Origin of the sequence: Streptomyces sp. H39-C1 (genome assembly GCF_027158125.1) — a bacterium.
Lineage (GTDB): Bacteria > Actinomycetota > Actinomycetes > Streptomycetales > Streptomycetaceae > Actinacidiphila > Actinacidiphila fildesensis.
The window spans coordinates 50380-75625 of sequence record NZ_JAPVLS010000005.1; the positions used below are offsets into that span (position 1 = coordinate 50380).

23 protein-coding genes, 1 tRNA gene and 2 pseudogenes are annotated in these 25246 nt (G+C 69.7%); 15 read left to right on the forward strand and 11 right to left on the reverse strand.

Annotated features, from left to right (window positions below; translation table 11 throughout):
• Window positions 1–11 precede the first annotated feature (11 nt).
• Both O3W51_RS05105 and O3W51_RS05110 read left to right on the forward strand, forming a co-directional pair.
• Window positions 12–683: a DUF2637 domain-containing protein gene (locus tag O3W51_RS05105; RefSeq protein ID WP_269284129.1), complete on the forward strand. Its 672-nt coding sequence runs from the start codon at window positions 12–14 to the stop codon at window positions 681–683.
• Between the two features lie 243 nt (window positions 684–926).
• The gene (locus O3W51_RS05110) at window positions 927–2372 is read left to right on the forward strand and encodes a replication initiator (RefSeq protein WP_164294444.1); all 1446 of its coding nucleotides are present in this window, start codon (window positions 927–929) and stop codon (window positions 2370–2372) included.
• Between the two features lie 130 nt (window positions 2373–2502).
• Here the strand turns inward: O3W51_RS05110 and O3W51_RS05115 are convergent, their stop codons facing one another.
• The gene (locus O3W51_RS05115) at window positions 2503–4047 is read right to left on the reverse strand and encodes a recombinase family protein (protein WP_269284132.1); all 1545 of its coding nucleotides are present in this window, start codon (window positions 4045–4047) and stop codon (window positions 2503–2505) included.
• Window positions 4048–4159: 112 nt separating this feature from the next.
• On the opposite strand from O3W51_RS05115, the pseudogene O3W51_RS05120 reads away from it, so the two are divergent.
• Window positions 4160–5236, forward strand: a pseudogene (locus O3W51_RS05120) (PTS fructose transporter subunit IIC); the annotation flags it as partial.
• A 36-nt stretch (window positions 5237–5272) separates the two neighbouring features.
• Window positions 5273–6067: a VIT1/CCC1 transporter family protein gene (locus O3W51_RS05125; protein ID WP_138354751.1), complete on the forward strand. Its 795-nt coding sequence runs from the start codon at window positions 5273–5275 to the stop codon at window positions 6065–6067.
• A 38-nt stretch (window positions 6068–6105) separates the two neighbouring features.
• Here the strand turns inward: O3W51_RS05125 and O3W51_RS05130 are convergent, their stop codons facing one another.
• Together O3W51_RS05130 and O3W51_RS05135 are read right to left on the reverse strand one after the other, a co-directional pair.
• On the reverse strand, window positions 6106–6885 hold the full coding sequence (locus O3W51_RS05130) for a VC0807 family protein (protein WP_269284135.1): 780 nt from the start codon (window positions 6883–6885) through the stop codon (window positions 6106–6108).
• Between the two features lie 138 nt (window positions 6886–7023).
• Entirely contained in the window at window positions 7024–8199 is a 1176-nt protein-coding gene (locus O3W51_RS05135; RefSeq protein WP_138354749.1) for a low temperature requirement protein A, read from the reverse strand.
• A gap of 109 nt (window positions 8200–8308) precedes the next feature.
• On the opposite strand from O3W51_RS05135, the gene O3W51_RS05140 reads away from it, so the two are divergent.
• Entirely contained in the window at window positions 8309–8761 is a 453-nt protein-coding gene (locus O3W51_RS05140) for a group III truncated hemoglobin (protein ID WP_138354748.1), read from the forward strand.
• A gap of 27 nt (window positions 8762–8788) precedes the next feature.
• Here O3W51_RS05140 and O3W51_RS05145 read toward each other — a convergent pair whose 3' ends face one another.
• The gene (locus O3W51_RS05145; protein WP_269284140.1) at window positions 8789–9934 is read right to left on the reverse strand and encodes a PLP-dependent cysteine synthase family protein; all 1146 of its coding nucleotides are present in this window, start codon (window positions 9932–9934) and stop codon (window positions 8789–8791) included.
• Window positions 9935–10045: 111 nt separating this feature from the next.
• On the opposite strand from O3W51_RS05145, the pseudogene O3W51_RS05150 reads away from it, so the two are divergent.
• Both O3W51_RS05150 and O3W51_RS05155 read left to right on the forward strand, forming a co-directional pair.
• Window positions 10046–10396: pseudogene (locus tag O3W51_RS05150) on the forward strand (hypothetical protein).
• Window positions 10397–10474: 78 nt separating this feature from the next.
• On the forward strand, window positions 10475–10687 hold the full coding sequence (locus O3W51_RS05155) for a hypothetical protein (protein ID WP_138354746.1): 213 nt from the start codon (window positions 10475–10477) through the stop codon (window positions 10685–10687).
• Between the two features lie 10 nt (window positions 10688–10697).
• Here the strand turns inward: O3W51_RS05155 and mscL are convergent, their stop codons facing one another.
• From mscL to O3W51_RS05185, 6 genes are all read right to left on the reverse strand, one after another.
• Window positions 10698–11153, reverse strand: a complete 456-nt coding sequence (mscL, locus tag O3W51_RS05160) for a large conductance mechanosensitive channel protein MscL (protein WP_138354745.1) — start codon at window positions 11151–11153, stop codon at window positions 10698–10700.
• A gap of 102 nt (window positions 11154–11255) precedes the next feature.
• Complete coding sequence (locus O3W51_RS05165; RefSeq protein WP_307811553.1) at window positions 11256–11720, reverse strand: hypothetical protein; 465 nt, start codon at window positions 11718–11720, stop codon at window positions 11256–11258.
• A gap of 332 nt (window positions 11721–12052) precedes the next feature.
• Window positions 12053–12901 (reverse strand): S-methyl-5'-thioadenosine phosphorylase, encoded by an 849-nt coding sequence (locus O3W51_RS05170; RefSeq protein ID WP_164294385.1) that lies wholly within the window; start codon window positions 12899–12901, stop codon window positions 12053–12055.
• A gap of 116 nt (window positions 12902–13017) precedes the next feature.
• Entirely contained in the window at window positions 13018–13332 is a 315-nt protein-coding gene (locus O3W51_RS05175; protein ID WP_138354742.1) for an FmdB family zinc ribbon protein, read from the reverse strand.
• Between the two features lie 66 nt (window positions 13333–13398).
• Window positions 13399–14694 (reverse strand): MFS transporter, encoded by a 1296-nt coding sequence (locus tag O3W51_RS05180; protein ID WP_244809209.1) that lies wholly within the window; start codon window positions 14692–14694, stop codon window positions 13399–13401.
• 240 nt (window positions 14695–14934) lie between these two features.
• A complete protein-coding gene (locus O3W51_RS05185) occupies window positions 14935–16422 on the reverse strand; it encodes a potassium/proton antiporter (RefSeq protein WP_138354740.1) in 1488 nt (495 codons plus the stop codon).
• Between the two features lie 185 nt (window positions 16423–16607).
• Here O3W51_RS05185 and O3W51_RS05190 point away from each other — a divergent pair, with 185 nt between their 5' ends.
• Entirely contained in the window at window positions 16608–19310 is a 2703-nt protein-coding gene (locus tag O3W51_RS05190) for a penicillin acylase family protein (RefSeq protein ID WP_138354739.1), read from the forward strand.
• 7 nt (window positions 19311–19317) lie between these two features.
• Here the strand turns inward: O3W51_RS05190 and O3W51_RS05195 are convergent, their stop codons facing one another.
• Window positions 19318–19911, reverse strand: a complete 594-nt coding sequence (locus tag O3W51_RS05195) for a 5-formyltetrahydrofolate cyclo-ligase (RefSeq protein WP_138354738.1) — start codon at window positions 19909–19911, stop codon at window positions 19318–19320.
• Between the two features lie 81 nt (window positions 19912–19992).
• On the opposite strand from O3W51_RS05195, the gene galU reads away from it, so the two are divergent.
• The 7 genes from galU (at window position 19993) to O3W51_RS05230 (ending at window position 25220) form a co-directional block, all read left to right on the forward strand.
• The gene (gene galU, locus O3W51_RS05200) at window positions 19993–20901 is read left to right on the forward strand and encodes a UTP--glucose-1-phosphate uridylyltransferase GalU (RefSeq protein WP_138354737.1); all 909 of its coding nucleotides are present in this window, start codon (window positions 19993–19995) and stop codon (window positions 20899–20901) included.
• A 5-nt stretch (window positions 20902–20906) separates the two neighbouring features.
• The gene (gene glp / locus O3W51_RS05205) at window positions 20907–22190 is read left to right on the forward strand and encodes a molybdotransferase-like divisome protein Glp (RefSeq protein ID WP_138354736.1); all 1284 of its coding nucleotides are present in this window, start codon (window positions 20907–20909) and stop codon (window positions 22188–22190) included.
• A 118-nt stretch (window positions 22191–22308) separates the two neighbouring features.
• Window positions 22309–22791 (forward strand): cyclic pyranopterin monophosphate synthase MoaC, encoded by a 483-nt coding sequence (moaC, locus tag O3W51_RS05210; protein WP_138354735.1) that lies wholly within the window; start codon window positions 22309–22311, stop codon window positions 22789–22791.
• Window positions 22788–23294 carry a MogA/MoaB family molybdenum cofactor biosynthesis protein gene (locus O3W51_RS05215; RefSeq protein ID WP_138354734.1) on the forward strand — a complete coding sequence of 169 codons (507 nt, stop codon included), beginning with the start codon at window positions 22788–22790 and terminating at the stop codon, window positions 23292–23294. Before moaC ends, O3W51_RS05215 begins: the two co-directional genes overlap by 4 nt.
• Window positions 23291–23911, forward strand: coding sequence for a GNAT family N-acetyltransferase (locus tag O3W51_RS05220; protein ID WP_187145295.1), 621 nt, complete (start codon window positions 23291–23293; stop codon window positions 23909–23911). Before O3W51_RS05215 ends, O3W51_RS05220 begins: the two co-directional genes overlap by 4 nt.
• 117 nt (window positions 23912–24028) lie before the next feature.
• Complete coding sequence (sepX, locus tag O3W51_RS05225) at window positions 24029–25075, forward strand: divisome protein SepX/GlpR (RefSeq protein ID WP_138354733.1); 1047 nt, start codon at window positions 24029–24031, stop codon at window positions 25073–25075.
• A 71-nt stretch (window positions 25076–25146) separates the two neighbouring features.
• A tRNA-Ala gene (locus O3W51_RS05230) sits at window positions 25147–25220 on the forward strand.
• Window positions 25221–25246 lie beyond the last annotated feature (26 nt).

The window sequence follows — 25246 nt, forward strand, 5'->3', positions numbered from 1 at the left end:
GACACCCCGCGATGACCGCCACCGCCGACCGGAACACACAGCGCATCGTCACGGCCGTGATGGCGGTCATCGCGGCCCTGGCCTTCACCTTCTCCTTCGGCAACGTCTGGTCCCTGGCGCTTCGCCTGGGCGTCCCACACCCGATCGCACCATTGATCGCCCCCATGGTGGATCTGTCCGTGGTCGGCCTGCTGGTCGCCCTGCGCCACCTGGCCCTGCATGGCGTCGCCCCGGCCGAACTCGCCCCGGCACAACGCCTCATGCACGTGTGCGGACTCCTCACCCTGGCGCTCAACGTTGCCGAACCCCTGGCCGCCCGGCACTACGGCCGCGCCGCCCTCGACACCGTCGCACCCCTCCTGCTCCTGGGCTGGGGCAAGGTCGGCCCCCTGCTCCTGGCCCACTTCCACACCACCATCCCGGACCCCGCAACCGCTCCCGCGATTACGCCGCAACCGGCCATGCCCGCCGCTGCGGCCCCAACGGTCGCCACTGCGGCCCCGGCACCCGTCCCGGTTGGGGCTGTCCGTCCTGTCCCCGCTCCGCTCCTGGAAGCCGGGCGCCGGATCGCTGCCGACCATCAGCAACGGCACGGGCAGCACATCACCGCCCCGGAGCTGGCCAGTCGTCTCGGGGTTGCCTCGTCGCTGGCCGGTGCCGTGCACGCGCACCTCACCGCCTGAGACCTGCGTGCCGGCCTAACCCCCACCCCGCACAACCCCCCCTGTGGCTCCGGCCAGGAACCGCCATGCCCACACGCACGGTTCCTGGCCGGGCCACCCCTGCCCACAAGGAAGGACACCGCCACCATGACCACCACCGCCCCGGAACAGATCAGCCGGGCCGCACACGAACTGCTCGCCCGGTGGTGCCCCCCTGCCCAACACGCCACCCTCAGCACCCCGCCCCCGGCCCTGCCCCAACCGATGGCTCCGGCCGCCCCGGTCATGACCACCGCCATGCGTGACCTGTTCACCCTGGCTCAGCTCCCCGACTTCGACCGCGTCCAGGAGCAGATTGGCCGCCTCGGCGGCTGCACCCACCCCGTTCAGCTCGTCGGGTACTCCGCCACGCTCAACGCGGCCACCGGTGAAGCCCTGCACGTGTTCAACACCGATGACCACCCCACGGGCAGGCTCCTGCTGCCGTGCGGCAACCGCCGTGCCTCGCGCTGCCCCGCCTGCTCCCGTATCTACGCTGCTGACACCTACCAATTGATCAAAGCCGGGCTCTCCGGCGGCAAAGGCATCCCGGAGACCGTCTCCGGGCACCCCCGGGTGTTCGCCACCTTCACCGCCCCCTCCTTCGGCGCAGTCCACAACCGGGCCAAGAACGCCACCGGCACCCGCCTCACCTGCAAGTGCGGACACCGCCACACCCCCGATGACCCGTCCTTGGGCACCCCGATCAACCCCACCCGCTACGACTACAGCGGCGCCGTGCTGTGGAACGCGCACGCCCCCGCCCTGTGGCAGCGCTTCACCGTCTACCTGCGCCGCGCTGTCGCTGCCGCTCTGGAAATGACCGTGCGCGCCCTGAACAAGGTCCTGCGGATCTCGTTCGCCAAAGTCGCCGAGTACCAAAAGCGCGGCCTGGTCCACTATCACGCGATCATCCGCTTCGACGGGCCGGAGGGAAGCGACCAAGAGCCCCCTGAGGAGGCCACGACCCTCGTTCTGATCAAGGCGATCCGGGCCGCCGCGAAAGCCGTGTTCGTACGCCTGGACGACAACGACGCGATCGGCTCCCGCGTCTTTCGCTGGGGGCGTCAGATCGACGCACGATCTCTGAGTCGGTCACCCACCAAGCTCTCCGATCACAAGGTGGCGGCCTACGTCGCGAAGTACGCCACCAAGGGAGCAGAAACCGCGGGAACCCTCGACCGCTCGGTGACCTGCCCCACCTGCAAAGGTCGCGGCTTTCGCCTCACTGACGGACGCCGCACCGAGTGCCAACCCTGTGACGGCACCGGACAAGGCCAACCCCTCGTCCACCTCGTGGTGCAGCGACACGTTCGCCAAATGATCCGCACAGCCTGGGACCTCGGCGGAATCCCCGACCTGGCACACCTCAAGCTCCGCCACTGGGCCCACATGCTCGGCTTCCGGGGCCACTTCTCCAGCAAATCCCGCCGCTACTCCACCACCCTCGGCGAACTGCGCGGCGCACGCCGCACTTGGCGCACCGAACGCGCCCACGAACGCATCCGTGCCGGCCTACCCGAGCACGAACAAGAAAACACCACCCTCATCACCGAATCCTCCTGGGCCTATCTCGGCAACGGCTACAGCCCCGGCGAAGAACTCCTCGCCGCAACTGTGCGCCAACAACACGGCCTCGCCGCCCAGCTCAAGTACGAGGGGAAGTCATGACAACTGCGACTGACACCCCGCCTGCGTGCACGGACGACGTTCAAGCGCGAATTGATGCCTGGGCCACAGAGAAGGCAAAAGCTGCCCCCCGCCTAGGCCGGGAGCAGCTTGAGATTTTGCGTGATCTGATTCAGTGAGTTTCCCTAGGGATCGGATCCAACAGATTAGGGTCGAACTCCGCGCTTCGTGACCTTCCCTTGGGAATTGGGTGAATGATCACAGCGCGGTAGATTGTCCCTATGGCTGTTCTCTTCTGCCTGATGTCGAAGCTTTCCCACTTCTCCTTTTTGAATCCGGCAAGGAGGTTCTTGGCCGCCTGTTCGGCGTAGAAGTCTTCCCGGTCCTTCTGTGAGTCCGCGATCTGTTTGTCGTTCGTGTCCTTGAAATCCAAATACTCTGTCATGCCGATGCGGCTCTCGTTATAGGCACTCTTAATTTCCTCTCGTTTCGCGAGTAGGGAAGTGAGGGTGCCTTCGCCGTACCAAAGCTGTTCTTCTGGCTGCATATTCGAGAATTGCTCTTCGAGGACCTTGATTACGGTCATCTCAATGGCGAGGTCTACGAGGTCGGCTCGTCGGCTGACTTTATTGCATCGGGTGTCGCCGCAACGGTAGCGTGCGTGCTTGTTGGATCCGCCCGGCCCGTTCCCCTTCATTTTGGCAAGGCACATGTTGCCGTCATCGTCTACATACCCACAACGGGCAATATTGGTGAGCATGAATTTCCGGGTGGCTTCGGCTAGTTGCTGATAATTTTTCTTTCCTTCGGTTTTAACCTTCGCACGGTAGCGACTGTAGGCAGTGTCGCCTTCGAGGTTGAACCAGGAGTCGCACCGCCGAAGCATCTTGTGCCATTCCGCTGGAGTCGCAATGGTCTCCCATTTTCCGACAATGGGTTCTCCGTGCTCTCGATCCCTTACCAGTTCGCCGTACATCATTCGGTAACCACATATGGCGGGGTTGGTGAGCATGTACTGAACTGGAGTAGTCGTCCATCGAGTGCCGCGAACCGTTGGGACTTTACTGTCCTCAAAGTGGTGCACAATCGTTGCCCAGCTTTTCCCCTTCAGGGCAAGATCCAAGGCTTCCCTAAGGATCTTTGCTTCCTTCGGTTCGAGGAATTTGTTTGTAGGACGATCAAGCTTCGGATCGGCGCCCTTCCATCCAAAGCGGCGACGTCCTGTCGGCATACCTTCAAGCGCCTGGTCGCGCATGTTTCTCGTGACTCGACGCCGGGTCTTCGTGACTTCCTTCTCCCCCATCGCAGAGTTCAGGAGTCCCCGGATCATTTCGGAATCGGAATGGACGTCAAGAAAGGTGTTCGTGTCTTTGATTGCGAAAGCGCCGGACTTGTCCACCGTAAGCGCTCGGTGCAGTTTCAAATAGTCTTCGGGAAGGCGAACGACGCGTTCCTCTTCGACCACGAACAAGCCCTCGACTCTGATGTCTTCGGCCGTACGCCGGGCGCGGAGATCCCGAACCAAACGGAGGAAGGCGGGCCGCTCGATGTCCGGGTCTGCTGCCGTGATGTCGTTGTCCGTGTACCGGTAGACGATCACGCATCCATGCATGCCAGCGAACTCGTCATTATTGAGGTGCTGCCGGGCAACCCCCATCTCCTTCTTCTTGTCTTGACTGATGCGGGCGTAGGAGCAGCAGGGCTTACGGTCGCCCACGTACTCCTCGACTGTCTGGCCGGCCCGTAGGGCCTTCTCTAGTGAAGGGTGGAGAGTCCACTTGGACGACGCTGCCATGCCCGAAAACCCCCATTGTGAAGCTGAAGTGTCTTGGGTACAGTACGGCGTCAGTTACATGGTGCCGTTCGTCGCCGCCGGCGGGCTGCTGATCGCGCTCGCCTTCGCGATCGGCGGCTACGAGATCAACGCCGCGCCCTCCGTCACCGATCACTTCCTCTGGAACGAGGGCGCGAGCTGGGCGGCGCTGCTCTTCCAGATCGGCGACACCGCGTTCACGTTCCTCGTCCCGATCCTGGCCGGATACATCGCGTTCGGGATGGTGGACCGGCCGGGGCTGGTCCCCGGCATCGTCGGCGGTGCCATCGCGCTGACGATCAACGCGGGTTTCCTGGGCGGCCTGGTGGCCGGTCTGCTCGCGGGCACCGTCGTCATGGCGATCCAGCGGATCGCGATCCCACCGGTGCTGCGCGGCATCATGCCGGTCGTGGTGATCCCACTGATCTCCTCGGCGGTGGTGGGCTTCCTGATGTTCCTGGTGGTCGGCAAGCCGATCGCCTGGCTCCAGAAGCAGCTCACCGACTGGCTGAACGGCCTGACGGGCTCGAACGCGATCATCCTCGGCGTCGTCCTCGGCCTGATGATGTGCTTCGACATGGGTGGTCCGCTGAACAAGGTCGCGTACGCCTTCGCCGTGGGAGGTCTGGCCGACCCGAACGACGGCAGCCTCAAGGTCATGGCGTGCGTGATGGCGGCGGGCATGGTGCCGCCGCTGGGCCTGGCGCTGGCGACGACCGTCCGGGGGCGGCTCTTCACCCGTACGGAACGCGAGAACGGCAAGGCGGCCTGGGTGCTCGGCGCTTCGTTCATCACCGAGGGCGCGATCCCGTTCGCCGCGGCCGACCCGCTACGGGTCATCCCGTCGGCGATGGTCGGCGGCGCGGTCACCGGCGCCCTGTCGATGGCCTTCGGCTGCACGCTGCGCGCCCCGCACGGCGGCATCTTCGTGGTGCCGCTGATCGGCAACCCGTGGCTGTACCTGGTCGCCGTCGCGGCGGGCACGGTCGTCACCGCGGCCCTCGTCGTCCTGCTGAAGGGGCTGCGCAGGCCCGCCGCGCCCGAGGCGGCGCCGCCGGTGCCGGACGACGCCAGGACACCGGTCGCGGCCTGACCGCCCGCGGGCGGTCAGGAATGAGACCCTCGCGGCATGAGTGACGGCGGGCAGAACGGCGAGGACAGCGGTGAGCGGGACGGCGGCGCCGGCCCCGTGGAGCAGGGCGAGGTGGAGCACAGCGAGGTGGAGCACGGTGAGCCGCACCACGCGGGCGGGCTCGCGAGCCGGCTGAACTGGCTGCGGGCGGGGGTGCTGGGCGCCAACGACGGAGTCGTGTCGACGGCCGGGCTGGTCGTCGGCGTGGCCGGGGCCACCGACTCCCGTTCGGCGATCCTGACCGCCGGGCTGGCCGGACTGCTGGCCGGATCCCTGTCGATGGCGGCGGGGGAGTACGTCTCGGTCAGCACCCAGCGCGACTCCGAGCAGGCCGCCCTGGCCATGGAGCGCGAGGAGCTGGCCACCGAGCCGAAGGCGGAACTCGCCGAGCTCACCGGTCTGCTGGAGGACCGCGGGCTGACCCGGGAACTCGCCCGCGAGGTCGCGGAGCAGCTCACCGAACGCGACGCCCTCGGCGCGCACGCCCGGGTCGAGCTCGGCATCAACCCCGACGAACTGACCAACCCGTGGCACGCGGCGGCCGCGAGCTTCGCCGCGTTCACCGCGGGGGCGCTCCTGCCCCTGCTGGCGATCGTGCTGCTGCCTCCGCCGCTGCGGCTGTCCGTCACGGTGGTGGCGGTGCTGATCGCGCTCGCGCTGTGCGGGTGGGAGAGCGCGCGGCTGGGCAGCGCGCCGGCCCGCCCCGCCGTCCTGCGGAACATGGCGGGCGGGGCGACGGCGATGGCCGTCACGTACGCGGCCGGATCACTGCTCGGTGCCACGGGTCTCTGACGCGATTCTCCCATGCGATGAGACCCGTGGCGGGGCCATCAGGCTTCGGCCGGAGCTGCCGGAGCTGCCGGAGCTGCCGGAGCTGCCGGAGCTGCCGGACCGACGGAGCCGGCCGGAGCCGCCGGGGCGTCGGCCGGAGCCGCCGCGGCCTCCGCCGCTTCCGCGGCCACCCGCCGGGCCTCGCCCTTCCTGCCGGTGCGGATCGTGTAGAAGACCAGCCCAGCGGTGAACACGAACGGCAGCACGCCGGAGACGCCCACCATCGTGTCGGTGGAGAGCACGTACGTCAGGGCGATGCGGATGCCGGACTCCACGAGGAAGGTGACGCCCCACACCACCGTCAGCATGCGCTGGGTGGCGCGGAAGCCCGCGTACTTGTCCCACAGGCCGTTCCAGGCCGTGACGCCCGCGTCGGTGCCGTCGGTCGCGAACTTGCGGCCGAAGTAGAAGATCAGCGGCCGCTTCGCGAACAGGCTGAGCAGGAAGGCCAGTCCGAGCAGTCCGGTCAGCGCCGAGTCCTTGATGAACACCATCTTGGTGCTGTTGTAGGCCAGCGCGCTGACCGCGCTCAGCAGCAGCGTTCCGAGGATCATGATGCTGAACTCGTCCAGGCGGCGGTGGATCGCGAAGTACACCACCATCTCCACCACCGGCCAGCCGGAGATGATCAGCAGTGCGGGAACCTGCGCGACACCGTGGTCCGTCAGCATCCCGTAGGTGACCCACGGCAGGATGATGCTGAACAGCACCGTCGGGCCCCAGCTCAGCAGCATCGCTCTGCCGCGGCCCGGCCCGCCCGCCGTATCCGTCTTGATCATTTCCGGCTCCCCCTTGACGTGACACCGCGGCGCCGTGGCGCCCCGCCGCCGTAACGCCGTATTGCCTGGTCAGGCTGGTCGTCGGGGCAGATCGTACGGTCGTGGGAATGCGGTGGGAAGGACTTTGCCCATCCTTGATCAGACCTGTGGGGAGACACTGCGACGCGCCAGCGTGACCCCGACCGCGACGGTCAGCGCCGACACCACCCCGGCCAGTAGCACCGCCGATTCCCCGGCGAACGTGCAGGCCAGGACCAGCAACGAGGCGACCGGCAGGACGAGTTGCTGGGCGAGGCCGCTCTTGTAGTGCCGGGAGTGCAGCAGCCAGACGGTGAAGAACAGGACGGCGGTCGGCACGGTCACCGCGGCGGAGGCGGCCCGTACCGAGATCTCCGCCTTCCCGACGCTCTGCTCCACGGCCACTTCGAGGCCGGCGCCGATCGCCGCGGCGGAGACGAACACGATGTAGTGGCCGTAACCCCAGGGGATCGCCTCGCGGTTGGAGACCAGGTGCTCCTCGATGGGCACGGCGAAGTAGATCCACCAGGCCGCGAAGACGATCAGCAGCCCGCCGCCCGCGATCGGCAGCAGCTCGGCCACCGCCTCGTGCTCGTCGAGCGCGGACTGCACGGCGACGGTCGCCGCCGCGATCGACTCGCCGAGCACGATGATGGTGAACAGGCCGTACCGCTCGGCGATGTGCTGCGGGTGCCAGGGCGTCTGGTGGCGGCGCTCGGCGAACAGCGGCACCGACAGCTCGACGACGATCAGGCCGAGGAACGCCCACACCTTCGCACCGTCGGGCAGGAAGAGCAGCCCGATCCACCCGAACTGGCAGACGGTGACGCCGAACGCGTACCGCAGCGCGCAGCTGCGCGCGTCACCGGTCTCACCGCGCGCGGCCCGCAGCCACTGCGAGGCCAGCGCCAGCCGCATCACCGAGTAGCCGATCACCGAGATCGTCCAGTCGTTGTCGTCGAAGGCGCGCGGCACGCCGGCGGCGAAGATGAGGACGCCGGTGATCTGCACCAGCGTGGTGATCCGGTACAGCACGTCGTCCGTGTCGTAGGCGGAAGCGAACCAGGAGAAGTTCATCCAGGCCCACCAGATGCCGAAGAACACCAGCAGATAGCCGACGACCCCGTTGCCGGGATGGCCCGCGGCCAGCGCGTGCACCAGCCGGGCGCCCGCCTGGGCGACGGCGACCACGAAGCAGAGGTCGAAAAAGAGCTCGAGCGGGGTCGAGGCCCGGTGCGCCTCGTCACGGCTGCGGGCGGTCATACGGCGGAACGCGGCGCCGGCGGGGTTGCTCATGGAGGCCACCTTGCGGCAGAACCCGCGCGAGGAACACCATGGCACGCTGCCGTATCCGGGTCTTTCGGCCCTGGCGGCCGGTCCGCCCCACACGGACCCTGGAAGGACCATGGTCACTGCCAAGCCCGACATCGCCGACCGCGCCGACCTCGGCACGCTGCTGCGCCGCTTCTACGAGGCGGCGCTCGCCGACCGGCTGATCGGCCCGTACTTCACCGAGATCGCGGGCCTCGACCTCGAGGACCACCTCCCCAGGATCACCGACTTCTGGGAACGCGCCCTGCTCCGGACGGCCGACTACAGCGGCAACGCCTTCGCCCCGCACGCCGCCCTGCACGACACCCGGCCGATGACCGCCGAGCACTTCGGCCGCTGGGTCCAGCTGTGGCGCGCCTCCGTCGACGGGCTGTACGCGGGCCCCAACGCGGACCACGCCAAGGCGCAGGGCGAACGGATAGCCCTGTCGATGCTGCGCCGGCTGTCGGGGACCGACGCCTCCACCGAGGGATCCGGCCCCGGCTTCGTGCCGCTCGCCTCCGTGCGGCTCCGCACGGAGGCCTGACGGCGCCGGTCCCCGGCCCGCTGAGCGTCAGACGGCCTGCGCGGCGTGCTCGCTGACGGGCGTGACGGTGCTGGGCGCGACGGTGCTGAGTTCGCCCGTCGTGAGGAAGTGCTCGATCCGCGCGGTGAACGGGGCGATGTCGATGCCCTGCGCGGCCAGCCACTCGTCCGAGTAGTACTTCTCCAGGTACCGCTCGCCGGGGTCGCACAACAGCCCCACCACGCTGCCCTGTTCGCCGGCCGCCCGCATGTCGGAGATGATCCGGAAGGCGGCCCACAGGCCGGTGCCGGTGGAGGCGCCGGCCTTGCGTCCCAGCAGCCGTTCCAGCACGCGGATACAGGCGACGGACGCGGCGTCCGGCACCCGCATCATGCGGTCGATCGCCCCGGGGACGAAGCTCGGCTCCACCCGCTGGCGGCCGATGCCCTCGATGCGGGAGCCGCGGTCGGTGACGACGTCCGGGTCGTCCGACTGCCAGCTGGGGAAGAACGCGGAGTTCTCCGGGTCGGCGACACAGACCCCGGTGTCCTGCTGGGTGTAGTGGACGAAGCGGGCGATGGTGGCGGACGTTCCGCCGGTGCCGGCGGTCGCGACGATCCAGGCCGGTACGGGGTGCCGCTCCAGCGCCAGCTGCCGGAAGATCGAGTCGGCGATGTTGTTGTTGCCGCGCCAGTCGGTGGCGCGCTCGGCGTACGTGAACTGGTCCATGTAGTGGCCGCCCGATTCGGCCGCGAGCCGCACCGCCACCTCATAGACCTCGCAGGGGTCGTCGACGAGATGACATCGGCCGCCGTGGAACTCGATCAGGTCGATCTTGGAGCGCACGGTGCTCTTCGCCATCACGGCGATGAACGGCACCCCGATCAGCTTCGCGAAGTACGCCTCGGAGACCGCCGTCGAGCCGCTGGACGCCTCGATGACCGGCTTCCCGGGGCGGATCCAGCCGTTGCACAGCCCGTACAGGAACAGCGAGCGGGCCAGCCGGTGCTTGAGCGAGCCGGTCGGGTGCGTCGACTCGTCCTTCAGATACAGGTCGATGCCCCACTCGGCCGGCAGCGGCACCGACAGCAGATGGGTGTCGGCGGACCGGTTGGCGTCGGCCTGCACCTTGCCGACGGCGTCCTTGAGCCAGTTCCGGTACACCGGGTCACGCCGGTCGATGTCGAGTTCCATGGCCCCAGGTATAGCTGGCGGGGTGTCCCAAACCGGCGCTTGGGGTTTCTCCCCGCTGACGCTTGGGGGCCGTTGGGCCGCCGCGGCCGGTGACCTTCGCGGAACGATCAGGTGGCCAACGCGCCCTACCACCCCGGCAGCGACCGGCCACGGCTGAACCGGCCGGTGCGCGAGCGCTCCCCCCGGATCCGCCCGACCAGCGGCTACGGCGACCCCCGGGTGCGCCACACCGGCCCCGGTCCCGGCGCCGGCACCGACCAGGACCCGGAGCGCTCCGCCAAGCTCTCCGCCCGGCCGGCGCCGGCGATCACGGTCGTCATCGGCCAGCTGTGAGCGCTGTCCATCGCCGTCAATGAGTGGATGCGGGGCGACACGTCCATCGCCTGGTGGTGCGCCGGCTTCCTCGGGGTGTCCTTCCTGGTGGTGCCCGGTATCTGGCTGCTCGGCCCGAAGGACCGATGACGTAGGACCGCGCGGGGCGGCCCGGTGCGCGCGAGGACGCGGAGCCGCCCGGCAGGCCCGCGGCCGTACCCTGGAGGCATGAGCACCGCTCCCGCACCCGAGTCCGACCCCCGGCCCGAAGCACGGCCCGGGAAGCCGCGGCGCGACCCCGCCGCCGCGCTGGTCTTCGACGACCCGCTCAGCCGGCAGTCGTCCGACGACACGGACGGGGGCTGGGGCGAGCGCCCGTCGGGCGGCGGGAACGACGACCTCGCCCGCTTCCTCGACGAGAAGCCCCCGCACCACATCTGATCCAGGTGGCTCAGCTGCGCTGGGACACCATGACGTCGCGGATCTCGCGCAGCAGCGCCACCTCGGCGGCCTCCGCCTCCGCGTGCACCACGGCCTCCTGCCGGGCCCGCGCCGCCTTCTTCGCCAGGTAGCGGGACATCGGCAGCACCATCAGGAAATAGACCACCGCGGCAGTGATCACGAACGTGAGGACCGCGCTGAGCACCGAGCCCCACAGGATCGGAATACCGCTCACCGCGTCGCCCGCGTCGTTCACCACGCACGGGCCCTTGAGGCACGACCGGTAGTGCTCCAGATCCTTGGTGCCGAACGCACCGACCAGGGGATTGATGACGCCCTTGACCACGGAGCTCACGACGCTGGTGAACGCGGCACCGATGACGACGGCGACGGCCAGGTCGATCACGTTCCCGCGCATCAGGAATTCCTTGAAGCCGCCCAGGACCCCGGTCTTCTCGTCGCTCATTGAATTCTCTCTTTCCCCGCACACAGGTGACGGCACAGCAAGGCCCGCAACCTATGGCATTCCGGGAGTGAGGTGTCCAATCCGTACACACGAAAGAGTGAGTCAACACAGCGTCACCGCCAGGGGAGTTGACGCTGCCGCGCCGATGATCGCAGCAGCCGTCCGGCGCGGCACCGCCAGCACGATCAGCGCGCCCTCACCGATGCGTCCGGCCGCCTCGCCGCCGTCCGCCGGCACGGACACCACCGGCGCCGCAACGGCCACCACCCGGTCGGCGGCCAGCACGTCCACCCGGTCGCCGGGCCGTAACAGCCGCACCGCCGCCGCGTCCGCGATCCGCACCGGCGCCCGCACCGTGTCCGGGGCGTCGCGCACGTCCTGAGCTGCTGTCGCATCGCGACCGGATGCTATGGCCCGCGCGCCCCGGGCGTCCTGTGCGGCAGTCGCCGCCGGGGGTACGTGTGGTTCACCGCGTGGTGCCTGGGAGTCCGCGCGCGGGGCGGAGGCCGCCAGCGCGGCGGCGGCCATCGCCAGCCCCGCGGCCACGGCCCGGCGCCTGCGGTGCACCGGCCTCCACAGCCGGATCCGCCCGCGCCCGCCACCGGCCCGGATCGGCTGGAAGGACGGCACGACGCAGCGCGGGAGCGCGTAGGAATCCGGGGGAGTGGGAGCAGGAGAAGGGGATGCGGCGGGAGAGGGAGAGGGATTGGGAAATGCGGGCACGGCGACCACCGCCTCTTAGGGATCTCTGCGACTGGGATCCCTACGATCCCGCACCCGGCTGACGGCCCTCTCGGGCCTGTGGATTACTCACCAGTTGTGGAAAACTCCGTCACCCGCGCGGGTGAAAATCCCGAACCCGCAGATCCGCGAACCCGCGCACCCACAGCTCCACAGCCCTACGGCAGCGTGATCCCCGGGTCCTGGCCGCCCCACGGGTCCACGCACAGGCAGTTCCGCTCCGCGATCGGCGGCAGCCCGCCGACCACGTCGAACAGCACGGTCCGCATCCGGCCGACGTTCGCCGCGAAGACCTCCAGGACCTCCTCGTGGGAGACCCCCTCGCCCGTCTCGGCGCCCGCGTCCAGGTCCGTCACCAGCGTCAGGGACGTGTAGCAGAGCCCGAGTTCCCGCGCGAGGATCGCCTCGGGGTGCCCGGTCATGCCGACCACCGACCAGCCCTGCGCCGCATGCCACCGGGACTCCGCCCGGGTCGAGAACCGGGGCCCCTCGACGACGACCAGCGTCCCGCCGTCGACCGCGTCCCAGCCGCCCGCCCGCGCGGTGTCCACCGCGACCTGGCGGCCCACCGGGCAGTACGGGTCGGCCAGCGAGACATGCACGACGTTCGGCTGCCTGCCGTCCGGCAGCACCTCACCGTCGAAGTACGTCTGGACGCGGGACTTCGTGCGGTCCACGAGCTGGTCGGGCACCAGCAGGGTGCCGGGGCCGAACTCCGCGCGCAGTCCGCCCACCGCGCACGGGCCGAGCACCTGGCGCGCGCCGACCGAGCGCAGCGCCCACAGGTTGGCCCGGTAGTTGATCTTGTGCGGCGGCAAGTGGTGCTTGCGGCCGTGCCGCGGCAGGAATGCCACCCGCCGGCCGGCCACTTCGCCGAGGAAGAGCGAGTCGCTCGGCGGACCGTAGGGGGTCTCGACCGTGATCTCGGTCACATCCTCGAGGAACGAGTAGAAACCGGACCCGCCAATGACGCCGATATCGGCTCGCGCACCGCTCATCTCCACCATGCGGATCACCCTAACGGCGGCCGGATACGACGAGGACCCCGCCGACTGGATCGGCGGGGTCCGTCATCGACGCGTAAGCCTTGCGACTCGCTCGCGGGCTCACACGTGCACAGCGATCAGGCTGCGGAAGACCCGCTGGAAGAGCTGCTCGAACCGGATGAGGAGCTGCCGGACGATGCCGAGGACGGCGCGGACGTCGTCGAAGGCTTCGCATCCGAGCTGCTCTTGGCCGCGGGGGTGCTCGCCGAGGACGAGCCACGGCTGTCGGTCCGGTAGAAACCGGAACCCTTGAACACGACCCCGACCGCCGAGAAGATCTTGCGCAGGCGTCCGCTGCAGGTCGGGCAAACGGTCAGAGCGTCATCGCTGAACTTCTGCACCGCCTCGAGGCCCTCGCCGCACTCGGTGCACTGGTACTGGTACGTCGGCACTTGATCCTCCTGGCACTCTCACTCGATGAGTGCTAACGACATTCAATAGTGCAGCATTCCGCCGCGTCAGTCCACCGTGACCGGCACGCGGTGACTCATCCCACGTGTCGAACCCTGGACGATCCGTCCCTCGGAGCGTGGTTTGAGCCGCTTGCGCAGCGCCACGAGGGTGGCCAGAGCCAGCGCCGTACCGGCCAGCGGCACCACGAAGGCGGCGCTCGCGCTGACCCGGTCGGCCAGCTGGCCGGCGGCCGTGACCGCGATGGCCTGGCCGAGCGCGACCGAGCCGGTCAGCCAGGTGAAGGCCTCGGTGCGGGAGGTGGCCGGCACCAGGGATTCGACCAGGGTGTAGCCGGTGATCAGGGCGGGGGCGATGCACAGCCCGATGAGCAGGCCGAGCGCGCCGAGCAGCGGCACCGAGTGCACGGCCCACAGCGCGGAGCAGGCCAGTGCGAGCGCCGCGTACGCGATCAGCAGCCGGCCCTGCGGGCTGCGGCGCCAGGCGATGGCCCCGCAGACGACTCCGGCCAGCATGTTGCCCGCCGCGAAGGTGCCGTACAGCAGCCCCGCGATGCCCTGGCGGCCGATCTCCTCGGTGAAGGACGTCAGGCCGACCTGCATGCCGCCGAAGACCGCGCCGATGCCGAGGAAGGCCACGGCCAGCGCCCTGACGCCCGGGATGGTCAGCGCCGAGGTGTGCTTCGCGCGGACGCCGTCGACGGTCCTGTTGGGCGCCGGTGCGGTGCTGCGCTGGGCGGCGAAGAACAGGCCGCCGACCAGGGTGAGGGTGGCCTCGGCGATCAGGCCGGCCGCCGGGTGCACTCCCGTGCACAGCGCGGTGGCCAGCACCGGGCCGATGACGAAGGTGAACTCGTCCGTCACGGACTCGAAGGCCGCGGCGGTCGACATCAGGGGCGAACCGTCCAGCTTGGCCGCCCAGCGGGCCCGGACCATCGGTCCGATCTGCGGCACCGAGGCGCCGGCCGGCACGGCGGCCGCGAACAGCGCCCACAGGGGGGCGTGCGACAGGGCCAGCACGGTCAGCAGGATGACGGAGGCCGTGTGCACGAGGACGCCCGGCAACAGGACGGCGCTCTGTCCGAAACGGTCGGCGAGCTTGCCGTTCTGCGGGGCGAAGATCGCCATGGAGACACCGGTCACCGCGGCGACGGCGCCCGCCGTGCCGTAGGAGCCGGTGGTGTTCTGGACGAGCAGCACGATGCCGATGGTGAGCATCGCGAAGGGCTGCCGGGCCGCGAACCCGGGCAGCAGGAACGTCCAGGCGCGGGGTGTGCGCAGAAGTTGTCCGTAACCGGGCCGCTTGGTGGCGGGGCTGTCCGGCTGGTTCACCGTGGATGCCACGGCTTGGTCCTTTGTGCTGTCTGGTAGCGGCATCCGTCACGGATGGCGCCGAGAGCTGTCCGCTCGCGCAAGACACGGGACGACTGTGGTCGTCCCGTCGCGCCAGCTCTGCGTCAGACAGAGGTCTGTGTACTCAACACGTACGTGGTCAAGACGTACCGGCCCAGCTTAGCGGCACTCAGTGCCATTCGCCCCGAGTGCCACCCATTTCCCCCTGAGACCTCGCTCACCCCAGCTCGCTCACCCCTCGCCCAGCCAGTTCGCGAGCTTGCCGCCCTTCCCGATCGCGCGCAGCCGCCGCTCCGCCGCGTCCCGCACCGGATCGGTGGCGACGACCAGCAGCTCGTCGCCGCGCCGCAGCACCGTGTTCGGCAGCGGTACGAAGCTGGCCCCGTCCCGTACGACGAGCGTGACGGCCGCCCCGGCAGGCAGCCGCAGCTCGTTGACCTCCACGCCGTGCATCCGGGACTCCTCCGGGATGGACACCGAGAGGAGGTGGCCGCGCAGCCGTTCCAGCGGCGCCGACTCGATGCCCAGGTCGGCCGCCCCGTCGCGGACGCCGAGGCGCAGCCGCCGGGCGAGCCACGGCAGCGTCGGGCCCTGCACCAGCGTGTAGACGATCACCAGAATGAAGACGATGTTGAATATCCGGCGGCTGTTGGGCACGCCCGCGACCATCGGGATGGTGGCCAGCACGATGGGCACGGCGCCGCGCAGCCCGGCCCAGGACATCAGCGCCTGCTCGCGCCAGGGGATGCTGAACGGCGCCAGGCTCGCGGTCACCGACAGCGGTCTGGCCACCGCGGTCAGGATCAGGCCGATGACCAGTGCGGGCAGGATGTCGTCGCCGAGTTCGTGCGGGGTGACGAGCAGTCCGAGCAGGACGAAGAGGCCGATCTGCGCGATCCAGCCGAGCCCTTCGGCGAAGCCCCGGGTGGCCGGCCGGTGCGGCAGTTTCGCGTTGCCCAGTATCAGGGAGGCGATGTAGACGGCGAGGAATCCGGAGCCGTGCGCCGTCGCGCCGGCGGCGTAGGCGAAGACCGCGATGGCCATCACCGCGATCGGGTAGAGGCCGGAGGCGGGCAGGGCGATGTGCCGCAACGCGTAGGCGCCGAGCCAGCCGACCGTCAGTCCGATCGCGGCGCCGATCGCCAGCTCCATGGCGATCTCCGCGACGAGCACGTACCAGTGGTCGACGGGTCCCGCGGTGGAGAAGGCGACCACGAGGATGACGACCGGGGCGTCGTTGAAGCCGGATTCCGCTTCCAGAACTCCGGTGATTCGTTTCGGCAGCGGCACGTTGCGCAGGACCGAGAACACCGCCGCCGCGTCCGTGGACGACACCACCGCTCCGATGATGAGCGCCTGCCGCCAGTCCAGCCCCACCAGATAGTGGGCCGCACCCGCCGTGATGAAGACGCTCAGCATGAGGCCGAACGTCGAGAGCACGGCGGCGGCGGGCACCACCGGTTTGATCTCCTGCCACTTCGTGCCGAGTCCACCTTCGGCAAGAATCACCACAAGTGCCGCATATCCCAGGACCTGGGTCAGCTGGACGTCGTCGAAGGTGAAGCCGAACGGGCCGTCCTGGCCGATCGCGACGCCGATGCCGAGGTAGATGAGCAGAGTGGGCAGGCCGCTGCGGGACGCCAGTCGCACGGCGACCACCGCGATGAGCAGCACGAGGGCGCCGATCAACAGGAGTTCATTGAGACGGTGGACAGTCAGGGCGCGGTCCTTCCTCGAAGGCCAGGGAGAAGTTCATTGCCTTGCCTAACATTTTACCGGTACTTGAACTTCCGCGGTCAACGATGACTCCGCGTAGGGGTGCCCCGATCGCTGCGCCTATGGTTGCTCCAGCACCAATCCAGCACCAAGAGCACCCGGTCCACCCTGCCCCTCGAAGGACAGAGATGCCCGCCAAGAAGAAGTCCCGCCGCCTTCGCCTCTTTGTGATCGCGTTCGTGGTCCTGCTGGTGGGGGGCATCGGATACGGGTCGTACTGGAGCGTCAGCACCGTGCGGGCCTCGTTCCCCGAGACCACCGGTTCGCTGAAACTCAAGGGCCTGACCGCGCCGGTCGACGTGGAGCGTGACGGCAACGGCATCCCGCAGATCTACGCGGACACCTCCGAGGACCTGTTCCGGGCCCAGGGCTTCGTCCAGGCGCAGGACCGGTTCTACGAGATGGACGTCCGACGCCACCTCACCGCGGGCCGGCTGTCGGAGATGTTCGGCTCCGGACAGGTGGAGACCGACGCGTTCCTCCGCACGCTCGGCTGGCGCGGCATCGCGCAGAAGGAGTACGACACCAAGCTCGACGCGACGACCAAGAAGTACCTGCAGGCCTATTCGGACGGCGTCAACGCGTATCTGAAGGATCACAGCGGTGCGAGCCTGTCCGTCGAGTACGCGGCCCTGTCGTTCTCCAACGACTACAAGCCCGAGCAGTGGACCCCGGTCGACTCCGTCGCCTGGCTCAAGGCCATGGCCTGGGACCTGCGCGGCAACATGCAGGAGGAGATCGACCGGGCGCTCATGACGAGCCGGCTCGACAGCAGCCAGATCGAGTCGCTCTACCCCGGCTACCCGTACCAGCGGCACCAGCCGATCGTCGACGGCGGCAAGCTCGACCCGATCACCAAGAAGTACACACCGGCCGGCGCCGGGGGCACCCCGATCGCCGCCGGCGCCCTGAACAGCCAGCTCTCCGGGCTCTCCGAGATCATCGACCAGATGCCCAATCTGCTCGGCCCGTCCGGCAACGGCATCGGCTCCAACTCCTGGGTCGTCTCCGGCAAGTACACGACCACCGGCAAGCCGATGCTGGCCAACGACCCGCACCTGGCACCGCAGATGCCGTCCCTCTGGTACCAGATGGGGCTGCACTGCCGCAGCGTCGGCACGGCCTGTCCGTTCGACGTGGCCGGCTACACGTTCTCCGGAATGCCCGGTGTCGTCATCGGCCACAACCAGAACATCGCCTGGGGGATGACCAACCTCGGCGCCGACGTGACCGACCTGTACCTGGAGAAGGTCACCGCGGACAGCTACCTCTACGACGGCAAGCAGAAGCCGTTCACGACCCGCAAGGAGACCATCAAGGTCGCCGGCGGCGCCGACCGCGACATCGTCGTGCGCACCACCAACAACGGCCCGATCATCTCCGACCGCTCCGACGAACTGCTCAAGGTCGGCGAGAGCGCGCCCGTCCAGGACGCCGCCCCGGACCGCAGCGGCGGTTACGCGGTCGCCCTGCGGTGGACCGCACTCGACCCCGGCAAGAGCATGGACGCGGTCTTCGAGATCGACAAGGCGCAGGACTTCACCCAGTTCCGGGCCGCGGCGGCCGACTTCGAGGTCCCGTCACAGAACCTGATCTACGCCGACAAGCAGGGCCACATCGGCTACCAGGCCCCGGGCAGGATCCCGGTGCGCGCCAACGGCGACGGCCGCTACCCCGCGCCCGGCTGGGACTCGCGCTACCGCTGGGACACGTACATCCCGTTCAAGTCCATGCCCTGGGAGGAGGACCCGGCGCGCGGCTACATCGTCACCGCCAACCAGGCCGTGATCGACGAGGACAAGTACGGCCCGATGCTGACCAAGGACTGGGGCTACGGCGCCCGCAGCCAGCGCATCAACGACCTCATCGCGTCCAAGATCAAGGACGGCGGCAAGGTCTCCATGGACGACATGCAGTCCATGCAGTCCGACAGCAGCAGCGAGATCGCGAAGCTGCTGGTGCCCTATCTGCTCAAGGTCGACGTCAAGGACTCCTACGTCCGCGACGCCCAGCAGCTGCTGGAGGGCTGGGACTTCAACCAGGACGCCGACTCCGCGGCCGCCGCCTACTTCAACGCGGTCTGGCGCAACACCCTCAAGCTCGCCTTCGGCAACAAGCTGCCCAAGGAGCTGCGCCCCGAGGACCAGTGCCTGCGCGTCCCGGCCGTCGACCGGTCGGGCCCGGTCGACGACCTCAACGGCAAGAGCGAGACCGTCAACGAGTGCGGTGAGCGCGAAGCCGACCAGGCGCAGCCGGACGGCGGCGACCGCTGGTTCGAGGTGGTCCGCAAGATCCTTCCGGACGAGAAGAACGCCTGGTGGACGATGTCGCCGACCGCGTTCTTCGACAAGACCTCGGCGCCGTCCGCGCACACCACGCGGGACCAGCTGCTCCGGCAGGCGATGCAGGACGCGCGGTACGAGCTGACCGCCAAGCTCGGCAAGGACATCGACACCTGGAGCTGGGGCCGGCTGCACAAGCTGGAACTCAAGAACCAGACGCTGGGCACCGGCGGCCCCGCCGTGGTGAAGTGGCTGCTCAACCGCGGCCCGTGGCAGCTCGGCGGCGGCGAGGCGGCCGTCAACGCGACGGGCTGGAACGCGGCCGGTGGCTACGACGTCGTCTGGGTGCCGTCGATGCGCATGATCGTCAACCTCGACGACTTCGACAAGTCCCGCTGGATCAACCTCACCGGCGCCTCGGGGCACGCGTACAACGCGCACTACTCCGACCAGACGGCGCTGTGGGCCAAGGGCGAGCTCCTGCCGTGGGTCTTCTCCAGACCCACGGTGGACGGCGCGACGGACGACAAGATGGCGCTCACGCCGTAACCCCCTTTCAGGGGGTGAAGCGGTGGATCCCCTCGGGGGTGACCGCGAAGTGCACGGGGTGGTCGTGCGGTTCCCTCGGGACCCGGGCGACCACCTCGTTCGCGTAGAGCAGCACCATGAGGGCCGGCCGCCCGCCCGCCCGCTCCAGCCGGGCCAGCACGCGGTCGTACGAGCCCCCGCCGCGGCCCAGCCGCAGCCCGCGCCCGTCCACCGCGAGCCCCGGCAGCAGCACCACCCGGGCCCGCGTCACCGCGTCGGGTCCCAGGCGCGCGCCGGTCGGCTCGAACAGCCCCCGGTCCGTGCGCTCCAGCGCCTGCGGTCCCTCGTACTCCGCCCAGTCCAGGTCGTTATCGGCCATCAGTACGGGAAGCAGCACACGGGTGCCGGCGGCACGCAGCGCGTCGATCAGGTCGCGGGTGCCGGGTTCCGTGCCCATCGACACATAGGCGGCGACGGTGCCCGCCGCCCGGACCTCGGGCAGGTCAGCCACCCGGTCGGCCAGCGAGCGGGCCGCCGCCGCGCGCTCCTGCGGCGTCCGTCCGCGCCGGACGCCCAGCAACTCGGCGCGCAGCGCCCCCTTGGTGCCGTGGTTGTCGCTCATACCCCGCACTACCGCCGCCTATCAGCCGTTATCAACCGGAACTTCATCTTCACCTCACGCGCAGCGGTTATGGTGCACGGCATGACTCAAGCACGTACTCGGATCACCAAGGCCGTCATCCCGGCGGCGGGTCTCGGTACCCGGTTCCTGCCGGCCACCAAGGCCACGCCCAAGGAGATGCTGCCGGTCGTCGACAAGCCGGCGATCCAGTACGTGGTGGAGGAGGCGCGGGCGGCGAACCTCAGTGACGTGCTGATGATCACCGGGCGGAACAAGCGCGCGCTCGAGGACCACTTCGACCGGAACTACGAGCTGGAAGAGGCGCTGACCCGCAAGGGCGACGAGTCGCGGCTGGCGCGGGTGCGGGAGTCCAGCGACCTGGCCACGATGCACTACGTGCGACAGGGGGACCCGAAGGGTCTGGGGCACGCGGTGCTGTGCGCGGAGCCGCATGTGGGGGACCAGCCCTTCGCGGTGCTGCTGGGTGACGACCTGATCGACCCGCGGGACCCGCTGCTGTCACGCATGATCGACATCCAGGAGCGGTTCGGCGGCAGCGTCATCGCGCTGATGGAGGTCGACCCGGCGCAGATCCACCTGTACGGCTGCGCGGCGATCGTGCCCACCGCCGAGGACGACGTGGTGCGGGTGACGGACCTGGTCGAGAAGCCCGCGACGAACGAGGCACCGTCCTCGTACGCGATCATCGGCCGGTACGTGCTGGACCCGGCGGTGTTCGACGCGATCAAGAAGACGCCGCCCGGCCGCGGCGGGGAGATCCAGCTCACCGACGCGCTGCGGGAGATGTCCCACCGCGACGACGACGGCGGCCCGGTCCACGGCGTGGTCTTCACCGGGCGCCGCTACGACACCGGCGACCGCGCCGACTATCTGCGTGCCATTGTCAGACTCGCGTGCGAACGTGAAGACCTGGGCCCGGACTTCCGGACCTGGCTCCGCTCGTACGTGACTGAGGAGATGCAAGATTGAGCACCGTGGCTGACCGAATCTGGTCTGTCTCCGAGCACCTCGACAACATCCTCGGGCAGTTGTCCCCGCTGGAATCGATCGAGCTGCAACTCCTCGACGCCCAGGGCTGCGTCCTCGTCGAGGACGTCACCGTCCCCGTCGCGCTGCCGCCCTTCGACAACAGCGCGATGGACGGCTACGCGGTCCGCACCGCGGACACGGACGGGGCCACCGACGCGCACCCGGCGGTCCTGACCGTCATCGGGGATGTCGCGGCGGGCAGCGACCATCTGCCCACCGTCGGCCCCGGCCAGGCCGCCCGCATCATGACCGGCGCCCCGCTGCCGCCCGGCGCGGAGGCCGTCGTCCCCGTGGAGTGGACCGACGCCGGCACCGGCGGCGGACCGGCCACCACCATGCGGTCGCACAGCTCCGACCCGGCCGGCGCCAGCGGCGAGGTCCGGGTCCACCGTCCCGTCGAGGCGCGCCAGTACGTCAGGGCCCGCGGCAGCGACGTCGCCGCGGGGGAGCTGGCGCTGGCCGCCGGCACGATCCTCGGCCCGCCGCAGATCGGGCTGCTCGCCGCCATCGGCCGCGGCAGCGTCCGGGTGCGCCCGCGCCCCCGGGTCGTGGTGATGTCGACCGGCAGCGAGCTCGTACAGCCCGGCGAGGAGCTCAGCCCCGGCCGGATCCATGACTCCAACAGCTTCGCGCTGACCGCCGCCGCGCGGGACGCGGGCGCCATCGCGTACCGGGTGGGCGCCGTCGCCGATGACGTCGAGACACTGCGTGCCACCATCGAGGACCAGCTCATCCGGGCCGACATCATCGTCACCAGCGGTGGGGTGAGCGTCGGCGCGTACGACGTCGTCAAGGAGGCGCTCGCCTCGATCGAGGACGACGAGAGCCGTGTCGACTTCCGCAAGCTCGCCATGCAGCCCGGCAAGCCCCAGGGCTTCGGCCGGATCGGCCCCGACCGCATCCCGCTGCTGGCCCTGCCCGGCAACCCGGTCAGCGCGTATGTCTCCTTCGAGCTCTTCGTACGCCCCGCGATCCGCACGCTGATGGGCGCCGGCGCCGTGCACCGCGAGGTCGTGCGCGCGCTCTGCGACACGGCGATCGAGTCGTCGCCCGAGGGCAAGCGCCAGTTCCTCCGCGGCAAGTACGCGAACGGCACGGTGACCCCCGTCGGCGGCTCCGCGTCCCACCTGGTCAGATCGCTCGCGCACGCCAACGCGCTGATCGTCGTCCCGGAGGACACCACCTCCGTGGAGAAGGGCGCGGAGGTCGACGTGATCCGGCTGGACTAGGGCGTGGTGAAAAAGGTCCCGTGCGGTATCGACCGGGCCCTCCCGTTGAAGGCCCTGCGGCCCTTTTGATCCGCCCTCCCGGTACGGTGGCTGCCCAGAGGACCGGACCGGGAGAACGATGAGCAGCGCGCAAGAGCACCTCACCCACATCGACGAGGCCGGTGCGGCCCGGATGGTGGACGTCTCCGGCAAGGACGTCACCGCCCGCACGGCCCGCGCCACCGGCCGGGTACTCGTCGCCCCGCGCGTGATCGAGCTGCTGCGCGGTGAGGGCGTTCCCAAGGGCGACGCCCTCGCCACCGCGCGCATCGCGGGCATCATGGGCGCCAAGCGGACGCCGGACCTGATCCCGCTCTGCCATCCGCTCGCGCTGTCCGGGGTGACGCTCGACCTCGCCGTCACCGACGAGGCCGTGGAGATCGCCGCGACCGTGCGGACCACCGACCGCACCGGGGTCGAGATGGAGGCGCTCACCGCCGTCACCGTCGCGGCCCTGACCGTCATCGACATGGTCAAGGCCGTGGACAAGGCCGCCGTCATCACCGACGTGCGGGTCGAGACGAAGACCGGCGGCAAGTCCGGCGACTGGCAGCGGCCATGAGGGCGCTGGCGGTCACCGCGTCGAACCGCGCCGCCGCGGGTGTCTACGAGGACCGCGGCGGACCGCTGATCGTCGCTGCGCTGCGGGCTCTCGGCTTCGAGACCGACGGCCCGCGGGTGGTCCCGGACGGGGAGCCCGTCGGGCAGGCCCTGCGCGACGCAGTGGTGGCCTCCTACGACGTCGTCGTGACCACCGGTGGGACCGGGATCTCGCCCACCGACCGCACTCCGGAGGTCACCCGCGAGGTGCTGGACTACGAGATCCCCGGCATCGCCGAGGCGATCCGTGCCGCCGGGCGGGAGAAGGTGCCCACCGCGGTGCTGTCCCGTGGCGTCGCGGGCGTCGCCGGCGGCACCCTGGTGGTGAACCTTCCGGGCTCGACCGGTGGCGTCAAGGACGGCCTGGACGTGCTCGCCCCGCTCCTCGTCCACGCCGTCGACCAGATCCGCGGCGGCGACCACCCGCAATCCGGGCCCACCGGCCAGAAAAGAGGGGCGAGCTGAACGCGTCCTGGCCGGCCGAGCTGGTGGACGGTGACATCACCCTCCGCCCGATCCGGATGCGCGACCAGCGCTCCTGGCGCGAGGTCAACCGCCGCAACCGCGACTGGCTGCGGCCGTGGGAGGCCACCGTGCCGCCCGCGCCGCCCGGCCATGTCATCCAGCGCCCCACGTACCGTCAGATGGTGCGCCATCTGCGGTCGGAGGCGAACGCGGGCCGCATGCTGCCCTTCGTCATCGAGTACCAGGGGCGGCTGGCCGGTCAGTTGACCGTCGCCGGCGTCACCTGGGGCTCGATGTGCTCCGCCCATGTCGGCTACTGGGTCGACCGGTCGGTCGCCGGACGCGGCGTCATGCCGACCTCCGTCGCGCTCGCCGTCGACCACTGTTTCCGCCATGTCGGGCTGCACCGGGTCGAGGTGTGCATCCGGCCGGAGAACACCCCCAGTCGACGGGTGGTGGAAAAACTCGGATTTCGCGAAGAGGGTCCGCGCCCGCGCTATCTCCACATCGACGGTGCGTGGCGTGACCACTTGGTGTTCGCGTTGACGGCGGAGGAAGTGCCGGAGGGGCTGCTCAACCGATGGCGGCAGGCCAGGCCGGGAACGCCGCAGAAATAAAATCAATGTTCGAAAATGAACCCAATCACAAAAAAATCTCGGCATATCAGCCAGATCGTGCGACACACCGTGCGGAATTGCGTATGGCGTGTCTCCGTGGCACCTACCGTGTAATCCGTGAGCAGTAGTGGCCTCATCTACGCAGTCATCGTCGGGGCCTGGGCTGCCTACTTGGTGCCGATGTGGCTCCGTAGGCAGGATGAGCTCAACGAAGCGCGTCCGACGGAACGCTTCAGCACCGCCATCCGGCTGCTGTCCGGAAGGGCGGGGATGGAGCGTCGCGTCGCGAAAGCGCGCGATGAGAGCGATCAGCCCGCCGATGCACCGGACTCCGTCGACGACGTGGTGGACGTCCGGGGCCTCGCCGTGCCCGCGACCGAGATCAAACCCGCCCCGGCGGCCGTTCCGGCCCAGCAGTCCGCCCCGGCGCACCACCCCGTCCCCGCGCATCAGAAGGCGCAGCGTCCCGGCCCGGTGCACAACCCCCGGGCCAAGGTCCTCGCGCGCCGTCGCCGCACCACCACGCTCCTCTTCCTGGCCTTCACCGTCGGCGCGATCGTCGCCGCCGTGGGCGGCCTCGCGTTCCTGTGGGCGCCGGCGGCGCCCGCCGCGCTGCTGACCCTCTACATCGGCCATCTGCGCCGCCAGGAGCGCCGCCGCTTCGAGGTCAAGATCGACCAGCGCCGGGCCGCCGACGCCGCCGTGCGGCTGCGCGACCGCCCGCGCCCCCAGGCGGCCGACGAGCCGGACCTCGACGACGAGCCCGAGCCCGCCACCTCGCCGCGCACCGCGGACCGGCGGGCCCTGGTCGAGCAGACCGATCACGCGGAGTGGGTGGACCAGCAGCAGCGCGAGCAGCACGCGGCCCCCGACGACGGCTGGGACCCCGTACCGGTGCCGCTGCCCACGTACGTCACGGCGCCGGTCGCGCCCCGCACCCCGGGCGGCATCGACTTCACCGCGCCGGGCAACTGGAGCTCGGCACGCTCCGGCACCACGCCGGGCCACCCGCAGGCCACGCCGGCCCCGGCCGCGGCCCCCGAGCCGGAGCCGCAGCGCGAGCTCCCGCGCCCCACCACCGGCCGCCGCTCCCGCGACCGTTCCCGCACCCCCTTGTTCGACCAGTACGCCGACCCGGACCGGCCGCGCGCCGCCAACGAGTGAGCGATCGGTGACCAGCGAGGATCTCGTTAACAACCACCCCCGAGAGGGTGCTATCGTTTTCCTCGTTGCAAGGGCCTGTGGCGCAGTCTGGTAGCGCACCTCGTTCGCATCGAGGGGGTCTGGGGTTCAAATCCCCACAGGTCCACCGCAGCTCAAAGCCCCTGGCGGGGA

Bases quoted from the DNA above. Each gene is read 5' to 3' on its own strand.
- O3W51_RS05140 (WP_138354748.1), top strand. From the start codon at position 8,309: ATGGTCACTGCCAAGCCCGACATCGCCGACCGCGCCGACCTCGGCACG.
- O3W51_RS05145 (WP_269284140.1), bottom strand. From the start codon at position 9,934: ATGGAACTCGACATCGACCGGCGTGACCCGGTGTACCGGAACTGGCTC.
- galU (WP_138354737.1), top strand. From the start codon at position 19,993: ATGACTCAAGCACGTACTCGGATCACCAAGGCCGTCATCCCGGCGGCG.
- moaC (WP_138354735.1), top strand. From the start codon at position 22,309: ATGAGCAGCGCGCAAGAGCACCTCACCCACATCGACGAGGCCGGTGCG.
- O3W51_RS05105 (WP_269284129.1), top strand. From the start codon at position 12: ATGACCGCCACCGCCGACCGGAACACACAGCGCATCGTCACGGCCGTG.
- O3W51_RS05110 (WP_164294444.1), top strand. From the start codon at position 927: ATGGCTCCGGCCGCCCCGGTCATGACCACCGCCATGCGTGACCTGTTC.
- O3W51_RS05125 (WP_138354751.1), top strand. From the start codon at position 5,273: ATGAGTGACGGCGGGCAGAACGGCGAGGACAGCGGTGAGCGGGACGGC.
- O3W51_RS05135 (WP_138354749.1), bottom strand. From the start codon at position 8,199: ATGAGCAACCCCGCCGGCGCCGCGTTCCGCCGTATGACCGCCCGCAGC.
- O3W51_RS05215 (WP_138354734.1), top strand. From the start codon at position 22,788: ATGAGGGCGCTGGCGGTCACCGCGTCGAACCGCGCCGCCGCGGGTGTC.
- O3W51_RS05130 (WP_269284135.1), bottom strand. From the start codon at position 6,885: ATGATCAAGACGGATACGGCGGGCGGGCCGGGCCGCGGCAGAGCGATG.
- O3W51_RS05170 (WP_164294385.1), bottom strand. From the start codon at position 12,901: ATGGTGGAGATGAGCGGTGCGCGAGCCGATATCGGCGTCATTGGCGGG.
- mscL (WP_138354745.1), bottom strand. From the start codon at position 11,153: ATGAGCGACGAGAAGACCGGGGTCCTGGGCGGCTTCAAGGAATTCCTG.
- O3W51_RS05190 (WP_138354739.1), top strand. From the start codon at position 16,608: ATGCCCGCCAAGAAGAAGTCCCGCCGCCTTCGCCTCTTTGTGATCGCG.
- O3W51_RS05195 (WP_138354738.1), bottom strand. From the start codon at position 19,911: ATGAGCGACAACCACGGCACCAAGGGGGCGCTGCGCGCCGAGTTGCTG.
- O3W51_RS05155 (WP_138354746.1), top strand. From the start codon at position 10,475: ATGAGCACCGCTCCCGCACCCGAGTCCGACCCCCGGCCCGAAGCACGG.